Below are 12,457 nucleotides of genomic sequence, written 5' to 3'. Positions count from 1 at the left end.
TCCACCGTCAACTTCTCAATCTTTACCGCGCAGCCCAGTTGGCGCCGCGGCGGAAGATGGTCTTCATCTGCGGCACGGCGAATTCCTTGGCCTGGTGGCCGAGCGATGAATAGAAGACGCGGCCCTTGCCGTATTTGCGCTTCCAGGCAACCGGCATGACGACGCCGTCGATCCAGTAGGCATGGTCGCCGGTGAAGGTCGTGGTGGCCAGCACCTCGTTCGACGGGTCGACATGCATGTAATATTGCTCCGACGTGTAGGGGAAATCGGTGATCCCCTCCATGATCGGGTCGTCCGGCCGCGTGATATTGACCGTGTAGTCGATGATATTGCCGGGATGGGCGACCCATTGGCCGCCGATGATGAACTGATATTCGACGCTTTCGCGGAACGAGTCGCCCGCGCCGCCGTGATAGCCGGCGATGCCGACGCCGCTTTCGATCGCATCGGCAAGGTTCTTCACCTCTTCCTTCTCGATCTTCGACATGGTGACGATCGGCACGATCAGGCTGAGGTCGTGGATCGAAGGATCGGCGAAGGCCTCGGTGCTGTTTTCGAGGTAGACCTTGAAGCCGTCCTCCTCCAGCATGTCCCGGATGATATGGGCGCATTCCTGCGGCTCGTGGCCGCTCCAGCCGCCCCAGACGATAAGTGCTTCACGCATGATGATCCTCCTGAAATTACTTTGTTAGCGGCCGATCTGCCCATCCACCAGGGATTCGGACAGAGGGGCGGGACGCTCGGTTTGCGTCGTGATGGTGACCGTGCGCCCGCTGTCGGAGGCCGTCTGGAAGGCTTCCATGACTTCGAGCACATGCAGCGCGAGGCTGCCATTGGCGCGGTGCGGACGGTTCGAACGGATGGCATGCGCCATGTCTGCGACGCCGAGCGAGCGGTAATTGCCATCGGCATAGGGGGCGGTGATCTCACGCTCGGCAAATTCGCCACCCTTCTTGAGGAACTCCACCGGGCCGCCGAACCGGTTGGGGTCGGGCACGATCAGCGTGCCTTCAGTGCCGTAGACTTCGAGCGGCACATGCTTGTGGCCGGCGACGTCGAAGCTCATGCCGATCTGGACGACCGCGCCACTCACAAAGGCCATGACGCCGGCAACATGCGTCGGTACATGCACGGGGATGCGCTCGCCATTACGGGGTTCGCTGGTGATGATGCGTTCCTTGCGCGGCGTCACCGCAAAGCCGGCGACCTGCGAAACGGGGCCGAGCAAGTTGACGAGATCGGTGATGTAGTAGGGACCCATATCGAGCATCGGGCCGCCGCCGACTTCATAATAGAAAGCCGGATTCGGATGCCAGCGCTCGTGGCCGGGGCACATAAAGGTAGCTGTGCCGCCGACCGGGATGCCAATCGCGCCTTCGTCGATGAGGGCGCGGGCTGTCTGGTGGCCGCCGCCGAGGAAGGTATCGGGTGCTGCGCCGATGCGCAGGCCCTTGGCGGCTGCCGCATCGGCAAGCTTCTTGCCTTCGGCGAAATTGATGCCGAGCGGCTTTTCCGAATAGGTGTGTTTGCCGGCGTCCAGTGCCTGAAGACCGACGGCGACGTGCGCCTTCGGAATGGTGAGGTTGACGATGATCTCGATCGAGGGATCGGCCAACAGGGAGACTATATCAACCGCTTCCAGGCCGAATTCGGCGGCTTTCGCCTCAGCGAGTTCGCGATTGAGGTCGGCGACACCTTTGATGTCGAGAATGGGAAAGGATTTCATGGCGGTGAGATAGGCGCCGGAAATGTTTCCGCAGCCGATAATGCCGATGCCGACCTTGTTCATAGATTTCCTCCGAATGCATTGTCTTTGCTGTACCGGAGCGGTTCAGTGCCTCACGGAAACGCTGAGCTGCTCCATCCTGTTGTTTCGACGCAATTCCGAACGGAAAACCGCTGCGCAGTTTTCCTGGCATTGCTCCGGGGATCAAAGGGCCGGCGCCGGCCCCGTCGTTCCCCAGGGCGATTCATAGAGTTCGCGCAGCGCGACGACTGCGGCGCCCTGCGCCCAGGTCTCGTCGGTCGACTGGTCGAACACCAGCTCCGTCACGCCCTTGATCGATGGCGGGATGGCCAGCGAATAGGCCTCGCGCAAGCTGTCGAGGAAGGGCTGGCCAAGCGCCAGGCTCGATCCCACCAGAATGACGCGCGGCGGAGCAAACAGCGTGACGATATTGGCGAGTGCCATGCCGCAGGCTTCGCCGGCGCGAATGGCCGCGCCGATGAGCGCATTATCCTCGGCGTCGATCAGCGTCTTGGCGTGAGCCATTCCCCGACCGAGGCGAATGGCTTCGGCAAATCGGCCGCTTGGCTGATCGCCGAGAATGGCGCTTTCGCCGGCAAGGCTTGCCAGTCTGATCGTGCCCTGCGGCCCGATGCCGAGTACGAGATCGCCGAGATTGTGGCTGAGGCCGCCGGCGCCGCGAAAGAGTTGACCGCCATGCAGCACGCCCAATCCTAGTGTCTGTTCCAGCGAGACCAGCACCATGTCATCCAGGTCTCTCGCCTTGCCGAACCAGTGATGCGCGAGCGTGATGGCGTGCGCATCGCTTTCGACGATGGTGGTGACGCCCAGCCGCCCGGACATTTCCTTGGCGAAATCGACGCCTGTCTCGCGGAAGATAGGGCTGGTGCGGACATGACCGGTGCGATGTTCGATGACGCCGGGCAGGCCGAGGCAGACGGAATCGATCTCGTCCAGCGCCAGATTGGCGTCTACGACGCAGCGACGCACGCCATCCTCGATGAGATCGGCAATAACGCCGATCGGCTGCCGGTCGACGCGCAGTGCAAGAGTCAGCGTCGAGAGAACCTCGCCGCAGAAGTCCGACACGACGAAGACCATGCGGTTGGCGGCGATTTTTGCGCCGACAACGCGTGCGGCATCGGGGTTAAGCTCCAGCATGACACGGGGCCGACCGCGTGTGGCTGCCTCGCGCAGGTCGCCTTCGGTGCGGGCCAGGATCAGTCCGTCATCCAGCAGCGAGGCGGTGATTGCCGAGACCGTCGTGGTCGAAAGCTGGGTGCGGTCACTGATTTCGATACGTGCGATGGAGCCCGCCCGCCGGATGGTATCCAGCACATTGAAGCGGTTTATCGCCCGCATAAGCTCGGGATCTGCTGTTTTCATGAGATTGGTGCCGAATGATGAACCCGCACGGCTGCGGCCTGGTATTTTTAACGGAATGCGAATTAAATAACCTATGGTGACTGCCCAATGTCAAGCCGCTTCGCCGTCGATCTGCCGAAAATTTAGCGATGACGGTTGACATTTCAGCAAAGCTCCGTTGAATTATTCCGCATAAGGGAAAAAATATTGAGGTTCTTGGTTCCCTTGGGAGGAGAAAATCATGATCCATCTACGTGGGGCGAAAGCTCTTCGCATTGCCGCTATTGCCGCGACGAGCGGGCTGGCTCTTCTGGCCGGCGTCACGAGCGCTGCCGCCGAGACCACCGTGAAGTGGCTGCATCTTGAGGCCAATCCGGCCTATGTCGCCATCTGGCGCAAGATCGCCGACGAGTATCAAGCCAAGCATCCCGGCACGAAGATCGAGATGCAGTTCCTGGCAAACGAAGCCTTCAAGGCCAAGCTGCCGACCCTTTTGCAGTCGAAGGACGCCCCGGACCTGTTTTATAGCTGGGGCGGCGGGGTGCTGAAGCAGCAGCAGCAGACCGGCACGCTGCTCGACCTGACTTCGGCAATGGATGCGAAGGACGGCGTCTGGAAGAAGAGCTATAATCAGGCCGCCATCAAGGGCCTGACCTTCGACGGCAAGATCAGTGCCGTTCCCTATCAGATGGGCACCGTTTCCTTCTTCTATAACAAGGCCCTCTTCGCCAAGGCCGGTGTCGATGCCGACGCCATCAAGACCTGGGACGACTATCTGGCCGCGGTCAAAAAGATCAAGGCAGCCGGCATCGTGCCGATCGCGGGCGGCGGCGGTGAGAAGTGGCCGATCCACTTCTACTGGAGCTATCTCGTCATGCGTGACGGCGGCCAGCAGGTGTTCAACGATGCCAAGAACGGCAAGGGCAAAGGCTTCAACGATCCGGCCATCATTAAGGCCGGCGAGCAACTTGCCGAACTCGGCAAACTCGATCCGTTCCAGCCCGGCTATCTCGGCGCCACATGGCCGCAGACGCTTGGTGTCTTCGGCGATGGCAAGGCGGCAATGATCCTCAGCTTCGAGACGACGGTCGCCACGCAGCGCGTCAATTCCGGCGACAGCAAGGGCCTCTCGGACGACAATATCGGCCGCTTCGCCTTCCCGGCCGTGACCGGCGGCGCCGGCGCTCCCACAGATACGCTCGGCGGTCTGAACGGTTGGGCCGTTACCAAGAAGGCCCCGCCTGAGACCCTCGATTTCCTTGCCTATCTGACGAATTCCGAGAATGAGCGCACCATTGCACAGGCCGGTTTGATCATTCCTGTCGCTGATGGAGCGCAGGATGGCATCAAGTCGCCGCTGATGCGCGGAGCTGCCGATCAGCTGGCGCATTCGACCTGGCATCAGAACTTCTTCGACCAGGATCTCGGTCCGTCGGTTGGCCGTGTCGTCAACGACATTTCCGTCGGCATCGCCTCAGGCCAGATCACGCCGAAGGATGGCGCACAGCAGGTCCAGGACGCCTTCGAACAGGACCAGCTCTAGCGGCATCCGGCGCCGGCCGCTCCCTTGTGCCGGCGCCGGTTTTTCTTTGAACTGCAATCGTCGAGACCGCCCATGACCGATGTCAGCGCCACGACCACTATCCCCTCCGTCGCAAGAGCAAGGCCTGCTGCCAAGCGAAAGTCGCCGGCCGCGCGCGGCCGTATGCCGGTTATCCTGCTGTTCCTGCCTCCGGCCGTTCTGCTTTTCACCATCTTCGTCATCCTGCCGATGGGGGAAGCCGCCTGGTACAGCCTTTATCGCTGGAACGGCTACGGCCTGCCGACGGAGTTTGTAGGCCTGCGCAATTTCCAGGTTCTCTTCAAGAACGATGCCTTCCTGACGTCGCTAAAGAACAATGCGCTGATCATTCTGGTATCGATCGCCATCCAGGTGCCGCTTGCCATCTGGCTGGCGACCATGCTGGCAAACCGTATTCGCGGCGTCGTGCTTTTCCGGCTGATATTCTTCCTGCCCTACGTGCTGGCCGAAGTGGCCGCCGGCCTCATCTGGCGCTTCGTCTATGACGGCGATTACGGCCTGTTTGCTGCGCTCGCGCATTTCCTCGACACCGCGACCCCTTACGTACTCGCCGACAAGGATCTGGCGATGTACGCCGTCCTTGGCGTGATCGTCTGGAAATATTTCGGTTTTCACATGATGCTGTTCATCGCCGGCATGCAATCCCTAGACAAGAGCGTGTTGGAGGCGGCCGAGATCGATGGTGCCACCGGCTGGCAGAAGTTCCGCTACGTGACGTTGCCGCTGCTCGGCTCGACGCTGCGTCTCTCCGTCTTCTTTGCAGTTGTCGGATCGCTGCAGCTCTTCGACATGATCATGCCGCTCACCGGCGGCGGCCCGTTCAACTCGACCCAGACGATGGTGACCTTCCTTTACAATTTCGGCGTCACCCGCATGCAGGTCGGCCTCGGCAGCGCCGTCGGCGTCGTGCTGTTCGTGATCTGCGTCACCCTCGCCTTCGGCTACAAACGGATATTTATGCGCAATGACTGATCTGGCTTCATCCGTTCGACTGACCACCGGCACGAAGATCTATCTCTATGTGTCGCTGACCATCATTGCCGCCATCGTGCTGATCCCACTTTTGACGACCGCGCTCGGCGGCTTCAAGACGCTCGGCGATCTCCGCACCAATCCCTTCGGCCTGCCAGCCGAATGGCATTTCGAGAATTACACCAGCATTCTCTTCGGCGACCGCTATTGGCGGCAGATGATGAATTCCTTGATCATCGCCGTGCTCACCGTGTTCCTGACGCTGTCGGTCTCGGCCATGGCAGCCTTCGCCTTTGCGCATGTGAAATTCTTCGGCTCGAACTTCCTGCTGAACTACTTCCTGATCGGTCTGATGTTTCCGGCGGCCACCGCCATCCTGCCGCTCTTCATCCGCATCCGCGATCTCGGCCTGCTCAATACCTATTGGGGCGTGGTGCTGCCGCAGGTGGCTTTCGGTCTCGGTATGAGCATCCTGCTCTTCCGAAACTATTTTCGAAACCTTCCGGAAGAATTGTTCCAGGCCGCCTTTGTCGATGGCTGCGGCTATATCCGCTTCTTCTGGCATATCTCGTTGCCGCTTTCGCGGCCGATCATCGCGACCGTCAGCATCATCTCCTTCGTCGGCAGCTGGAACAGCTACATTCTGCCGCTGATCATGCTGAACTCGGACTCGATCTACCCCTGGCCGCTCGGCATGATGGTCTATAGCGGCGAATTCGGCACCGAATGGGAGCTGGTGCTCGCTTTTATCACGCTCACCATCCTGCCCACCATCATCGTCTTCTTCCTGGCACAGAAGCACATCATCGCCGGCCTCACCGCCGGCGCCGTGAAATCCTGAGCCTTATTGGAGCACAAACAACATGGCATCCGTCGAACTGCACAACATCCATAAGGCCTATGGGGCGCTCACCGTCATCCACGATATCTCGCTGTCGATCGAGGACGGCGAGTTCATCGCGCTCGTCGGCCCTTCGGGCTGCGGAAAATCGACGTTGTTGCGGATGATTGCCGGCCTCGAGGAAATCACCGATGGCGACGTGTCGATCGGCGGGCAGGTGGTCAACGCCATGACGCCGCGTGAGCGCAACATCGCCATGGTCTTTCAGTCCTACGCGCTCTATCCGCACATGACGGTCGCGGAGAATATGGGCTTCAACCTGAAGCTCTCCGGCGAGACGAAGCAGGCAATCGAGCAGCGGGTCAATGAAGCCGCACGCATGCTCGATCTCACCAAGCTGCTCGACCGCAAGCCGGCGCAGCTTTCCGGCGGTCAGCGCCAGCGCGTCGCCATGGGCCGCGCCATCGTGCGCAATCCCGCCGTCTTCCTGTTCGACGAGCCGCTCTCCAATCTCGATGCGAAGCTGCGCGTGCAGATGCGCTCCGAAATCAAGGCGCTGCATCAGAAGGTGCAGACCACTTCGATCTATGTGACCCACGACCAGATCGAGGCGATGACGCTTGCCGACCGTATTGTCGTGCTAAACCAGGGCCGGATCGAGCAGGAGGGCACGCCGATCGAGCTCTACCGCAAGCCGGCCAATCTCTTCGTCGCCGGCTTTATCGGCTCACCGGCCATGAATTTCCTCGATGGCGTGGTGGAAGGCGTCGAAGGCGCGCCTGCCGTGCGGCTGAAGGACAGTACGCCGGTGCGGATTGCCGACGAACGCAAGGTGAAGGCGGGCCAGAGCGTGAAGATCGGTCTGAGGCCCGAGCATCTGAGCCTTGCCAATGACGGTTCACCGCTCAGCGGCCAGACCCTGCTGGTGGAGCCGACCGGCGCACAGACGCATGTGTTGTTCGACCTTGCCGGCGAGCAGGTGACGGCCGTTGTCGATGGCGAAGCGCCGGTGCGCTATGGCCAACCGTTGAATGTTTCCGTCAGCCCCGAGCAGGTTTACGTCTTCGACGCCTCAAGCGGCCTGGCGCTTTAGGTAACGATGTCGATGGAATCGACGCGATCGGGATAGAAGGCCATGTATTCCTTGATCCGGCTGACCGAAGGATAGGGATTCTCGTAGGTCCAGATGGCGTTCACCGAGCGCTCGCCGCCGGCGGGGATGCTGTAGTAGGAGCATTCGCCCTTATAGGGGCAATAGGTTTCGTGACTGGTCTTCTGCAGCGATGCCAGGTCGACATCCCCCCGGGGAATGTAGATCACGGCGGGATAGGACGCTTCCTTGAGCGACAATGCGTTGCGCGTATCGGCGATCACCTTGCCGGCGACGGAAACGGTGACATGCGCATGCTTCCGCTCGATGGTGATGGGATGATCCGGACCGGGAATCTTGACTGGCTTTTCCGACATCATGAGCCTCTTGGGTGAAGGGTCAGATAAATGCAGTTGTCGCCGCATCGGTGCCTGACAATCTGCGTTTGAAAAAGGATATAGGAAGCCTGCCTGCGATTATCAGGGCTCTAGTGCGAATCCGTCTTCGGTGCTCCCCAGCGCAGCCCGTCCATCAGCAGGCCCACGAGCCGGCGGGCGCGATCGTGCCATTCCGGCGAATTGGGCATGGAATAGGTGCCCGAGAGTGCGTGCAGCACATCGGTGCTGTCGACATCGGTGCGGATCGAGCCTGCATCCACGGCCCGCTCAATCAGGCCGGAAAGGGCCACCGGCACCTTGCCGTAGCTATCGGCAAAGAGCTTGGAATTGCTGTTGAGGAGGATGCGAAGGCTGTCGGCCATGCCGCGTTTCGTGGCGATATACCCGACGAAGCGATGCATCCATTCCTCGAGCGCCTGATCCGGCGCGAGCCGGGACGCTAGCTCTTCTGCGGCATCGCAGAGCGCTTCGACTTCGTGGCGATAGACGGCTTCGACCAGATGTTCCCGGCTGGGGAAATGGCGGTAGAGCGTCCCGATCCCGACATCGGCTTGCCGGGCGATATCCTCAAGGGAGGCGGCAGTGCCGTGGCTGGCAAAGGCCTGGGCGGCAACCTCGATCAACCGGTCATGGTTGCGGCGCGCATCGGCACGGGGGCGCCGGCTGTGGTTCGGTGCCGTATCCTTGTGTTCCGGCAATGGCTTGCGCGCCAATCTCTGCTCCTTGCGGGCTCCCGCATGAATATATCCGGCAACCCGCCACATGGCAGGCGACGGCACCTTCTCTCTGTCCCTACCGGAGGAGTGTTACCGCATTCGGCATCGAGGCGCCATTGCCGCCTGTGCGGGTGAGGGATGCGCATATATGGACAGAGGTTCTAAGCAGCCTTACGGCGACGAGGCGCCGAAGTGGTTCGGTCCGAAACTCGGGCCTAGGCTTGACCCTTGTCCGAAGCTAGCAAAGGGCTGCGACGGAGCGCTACGCGCCGCGGGAACATCGAGATAGCTCATGATATTTTCGACGTGGCTGACCTGCGAGCGCAGGCTGTCGAGCGACTTGCCGGTCAGATTGGTGCCGGCCGGCAGTTGCGCCGTCAGCGGGTTTTCATACCGGCCGTTGACGCGCAGTTCGTAGTAGAGGTGCGGACCTGTCGAATAGCCGGTTGAGCCAACATAGGCGATGACCTGGCCCTGGGTGACGCGCTGACCGACGCGCAGATCCGACGGCGTTGCCGAAATATGGGCATAGGTGGTCTCGTAGCCGCCATCGTGGCGAATGCGGACATATTTGCCGTAGCCGGTTTCCCAGGAGATCTTTTCGACGATGCCGTCGCCGGCGGCCTGGATCGGGCTGCCCATCGGCGCGCGGAAGTCCACGCCGTTGTGGAATTTCTTCACGCCGAGAATGGGGTGGACGCGCCAGGCAAAGCCATCGCCAAGCGTACCGTTCGGCACGGGGCGATGTACCAACGATTTGGCGATCGAATGGCCGCCTTCGTCATAAAATTCCGAGGGGCCTTCGCCACCATTCTTATGCAGATAGAAGCGGTGCGTGTCGCCATCGGCATGGAATTCGATGAACATCAATTCGCTCTTGCCATCCTCCGCCTTGCGGAAGAGCAGGTCGACGCTGTCGGGTGCGTCTTCGATGCTGGTAAGGGAAATGCCCTTGGCTTTGGCGAGCTTGACGAGCTGCGAAGCGCATTCCTTGGTCAGCCCCGCTCTCTCAAGCTTGGCGGTGACCGTTGCTTCATCGCTATCGTCGATATTCTTGAGGTCGACGGCGGCGATTTCCGAAGATGCCGGCGTGTCGGCCTGGCTTTCGCTATAGAGCGTCGAAAACAGCCGGTCATTGGCCATCGGAACGAAGCTGTCCGCGTCGTCGCGGGCAACGACCCGTTCCGGCGTTTTGTCGCCGCTCAGGCGAGCCATGACCAGCTTGGGTCGAGCGCCGGGGCTCTTCTTCTCCAGTAGCAGTTCCAGGCTGTCGCCGGGGGAAATAGCATCGGTTTCGAGCGCGCGCTGCAGCTCGTCACCGGCATCGCTGCCCAAACCGGCAGATGCGAGAATATCCTGAAGGTCCTGCTTGTCCTTCGGCATGGAGACCAGTCGGCGGAATTCGCGGCCTGGCTCTCCGGTCGTTGCCCGAGAAACGCTGACGTTCAGCGGCACGCCGCGAACCGGGAAGCGTGAGCGGCGCACCGCGTCGTAATGCGTGGCTTGCGGATAGATGCCGTGGCGCATATCCGACAGCGACGTCGGAGCGAAGGCGATCTCCCGAGGGCGCTCCTGGTCGTAGGACGCATTGATGGGGCCGGCGCTGGCGCGCGCGTTTGTGGAGTCGTCGGACTTAAACACCAGGGTCGTGCGGTGATAGGTGAAGATGCGGGTTTCGCCGCTCGAGACCTTCTCCGCGACCTGCGCGAAGCGCGCACCATCGAAACGCTGCTTGGCGGCGAGCCGGGTGCTTTTGTGCATTGCGGGTTGAGACTGCACCAGCTGGGCCGCGCGCACGGGCACCGCCTGTTCGATCCCATGACGCGCCAAGAGCGGATAGAGCACGGTGGCAAGCAGGCCGCAGGATGCGGTGCCCGCCAAACCGATGGCAATCAGATGGCGCAGATGCGCGGAACGAGGCAGAAAAGGGATATGAAAATCGTGATGAGGCCGCGCCTGAATCGCAGCTTCTGCAGGAAATTGAACGCGCAATGGACTTTCGGCCATGAAGTGAGGAACCCTGCAGATTGCGGTGGGCCCAAACTAGGGCAAATGATGGCAAAATCTAGGCAAATATTACGAGTCTGTTAATTGCCGTGATCGTCCACAGGTCCAGATTCGCGCGTTCCTAGTGATTCGTCAACTGAAGATGGTGTCGTAGAGCAGCTTGAAGTTCAGCGCAAGGATGATTGCCGCAACCAGCCAGGAGAGGACTGCAACGCCCCTGGAGACGACGAAACTGCCCATTTTGTCGCGATTCGTCACGAACTGGACGAGCGGAATGACTGCGAAGGGCAGTTGCATGGACAAGATCACCTGGCTGAGAACGAGTAGATTCGCCGTGCCCTTTTCACCGTAAATTGCAGTCACAAATACAACCGGAATAATTGCAAGACCGCGCGTTAAAAGTCGTCTTGCCCAGTGCGGAATGCGCAGGCGGAGGAAGCCTTCCATCACAATCTGGCCCGCGAGCGTCGCAGTTACGGTCGAATTGAGGCCGGATGCGAGTAGCGCGATCGCAAAGAGGGTGGAGGCGATGCCGAGGCCGAGCAGCGGCGAAAGCAGCTCGTAGGCCTGGTCGATTTCGGCGACATCGGAGTGGCCGCTATTGTGGAAGGCTGCGGCCGCAACGATCAGGATCGCGGCGTTGACGAAGAGCGCCAGCATCAGCGCCACAGTGCTGTCGATCGTCGCCCATTTGATGGCGTCGCGGCGGCCTTCGTCGTTGCGCTTGTAGGCGCGGGTCTGCACGATCGAGGAATGCAGGTAGAGGTTATGCGGCATGACGGTCGCGCCGATGATGCCCATGGCGATGTAGAGCATCGCGGGATTGGCGACGATCTCAGGAGAAGGGATGAAGCCGTCGAGAATGGCGGCGACCGGCGGCGCGGCAGCGGCGATCTGCACGGCAAAGCAGGTGGCGATGACGATCAGCAGCGCAATCACGAAGGCTTCGAGATAGCGAAAGCCCTTGTTCATCAAAAGCAGCAGCAGGAAGGTGTCGAGCGCGGTGATGAGCGCGCCGGCTATCAGCGGAATTCCGAAGAGCAGTTGCAGGGCGATCGCCGTGCCGATGACCTCGGCAAGGTCACAGGCGATGATCGCGAGTTCGCAGACAAACCAGAGAGCCAGATTGACCGGCCGCGGATAATGATCGCGGCAAGCCTGGGCGAGATCGCGGCCGGTGACGATGCCGAGCCTTGCCGACAGCGCCTGCAACAGGATCGCCATCAGGTTGGAGAGCATGATGACGGCAAGAAGCGTGTAGCCGAACTGCGCGCCGCCCGCGAGGTCCGTCGCCCAATTGCCGGGATCCATATAGCCGACGGAGATCATGTAGCCCGGTCCGATGAAGGCGAGCAGACGCCGTATCCAGCTGCCGCCATGCGGCACTCTAATCGTGGCGTTGACCTCAGGAAGGCTGGGGCGAACGCTGTCCCCGGCATCGGCGAATTTCCATGCGCGTTCCTGCGCGGCGGCTTCCTGCATTGGTGTCATGACGTCTCCGGGAGAATCGATGTGTGAACTGGCTAAAGAGTTACGCATGATAATAGATTTATGCAATATGCTATATTATTTGGTTCTTGCTTTTTAAATGAAAAATCACCGGGCTGGCCGCATTTCCTGGCGATGAGAATGACGGCGTTCCGTGGATCTCCGCATTCGATTGCGTCGGGTGATACCGGAGGTGAACGGGAACACGTGAACGTCCCGATGCGCGGCTGCGATCAAGGGAGAATGCTGCT

Annotated in this window: 11 protein-coding genes; 4 read left to right on the top strand and 7 right to left on the bottom strand. The window is 60.8% G+C overall.

Features of this window, described 5'->3' with window-relative positions; genetic code table 11:
- Nucleotides 1-22: 22 nt before the first annotated feature.
- The 3 genes from GGD46_RS13410 to GGD46_RS13400 form a co-directional block, all read right to left on the bottom strand.
- Complete coding sequence (locus GGD46_RS13410; RefSeq protein ID WP_184704559.1) at nt 23-664, bottom strand: ThuA domain-containing protein; 642 nt, start codon at nt 662-664, stop codon at nt 23-25.
- Between the two features lie 24 nt (nt 665-688).
- A complete protein-coding gene (locus GGD46_RS13405) occupies nt 689-1,789 on the bottom strand; it encodes a Gfo/Idh/MocA family protein (protein WP_184704557.1) in 1,101 nt (366 codons plus the stop codon).
- 141 nt (nt 1,790-1,930) lie between these two features.
- Nucleotides 1,931-3,133, bottom strand: a complete 1,203-nt coding sequence (locus tag GGD46_RS13400; RefSeq protein WP_184704555.1) for an ROK family transcriptional regulator — start codon at nt 3,131-3,133, stop codon at nt 1,931-1,933.
- A gap of 220 nt (nt 3,134-3,353) precedes the next feature.
- On the opposite strand from GGD46_RS13400, the gene GGD46_RS13395 reads away from it, so the two are divergent.
- The 4 genes from GGD46_RS13395 to GGD46_RS13380 all read left to right on the top strand — a co-directional run bounded on the left by GGD46_RS13395 (nt 3,354) and on the right by GGD46_RS13380 (nt 7,600).
- Complete coding sequence (locus GGD46_RS13395; RefSeq protein WP_184704553.1) at nt 3,354-4,655, top strand: ABC transporter substrate-binding protein; 1,302 nt, start codon at nt 3,354-3,356, stop codon at nt 4,653-4,655.
- Nucleotides 4,656-4,727: 72 nt separating this feature from the next.
- A complete protein-coding gene (locus GGD46_RS13390) occupies nt 4,728-5,666 on the top strand; it encodes a carbohydrate ABC transporter permease (protein WP_184704551.1) in 939 nt (312 codons plus the stop codon).
- A complete protein-coding gene (locus tag GGD46_RS13385; RefSeq protein ID WP_112412959.1) occupies nt 5,659-6,507 on the top strand; it encodes a carbohydrate ABC transporter permease in 849 nt (282 codons plus the stop codon). Before GGD46_RS13390 ends, GGD46_RS13385 begins: the two co-directional genes overlap by 8 nt.
- 22 nt (nt 6,508-6,529) lie before the next feature.
- Entirely contained in the window at nt 6,530-7,600 is a 1,071-nt protein-coding gene (locus GGD46_RS13380) for an ABC transporter ATP-binding protein (protein ID WP_184704549.1), read from the top strand.
- Here the strand turns inward: GGD46_RS13380 and GGD46_RS13375 are convergent.
- The 4 genes from GGD46_RS13375 to GGD46_RS13360 form a co-directional block, all read right to left on the bottom strand.
- The gene (locus GGD46_RS13375) at nt 7,597-7,974 is read right to left on the bottom strand and encodes a DUF427 domain-containing protein (protein ID WP_184704547.1); all 378 of its coding nucleotides are present in this window, start codon (nt 7,972-7,974) and stop codon (nt 7,597-7,599) included. The genes GGD46_RS13380 and GGD46_RS13375 overlap by 4 nt on opposite strands.
- Nucleotides 7,975-8,084: 110 nt before the next feature.
- Nucleotides 8,085-8,708: a TetR/AcrR family transcriptional regulator gene (locus tag GGD46_RS13370; protein WP_246806294.1), complete on the bottom strand. Its 624-nt coding sequence runs from the start codon at nt 8,706-8,708 to the stop codon at nt 8,085-8,087.
- A 174-nt stretch (nt 8,709-8,882) separates the two neighbouring features.
- Nucleotides 8,883-10,718: a M23 family metallopeptidase gene (locus GGD46_RS13365; protein WP_184704545.1), complete on the bottom strand. Its 1,836-nt coding sequence runs from the start codon at nt 10,716-10,718 to the stop codon at nt 8,883-8,885.
- 132 nt (nt 10,719-10,850) lie between these two features.
- Nucleotides 10,851-12,200 (bottom strand): Nramp family divalent metal transporter, encoded by a 1,350-nt coding sequence (locus GGD46_RS13360; protein ID WP_409527682.1) that lies wholly within the window; start codon nt 12,198-12,200, stop codon nt 10,851-10,853.
- Nucleotides 12,201-12,457: the final 257 nt, after the last annotated feature.

Source organism: Martinezella lusitana (assembly GCF_014207095.1).
Classification (GTDB): domain Bacteria; phylum Pseudomonadota; class Alphaproteobacteria; order Rhizobiales; family Rhizobiaceae; genus Rhizobium; species Rhizobium lusitanum_B.
The sequence above is the reverse complement of the archived record's forward strand: the minus strand, read 5'-3'. Positions and strand labels throughout refer to the sequence as shown.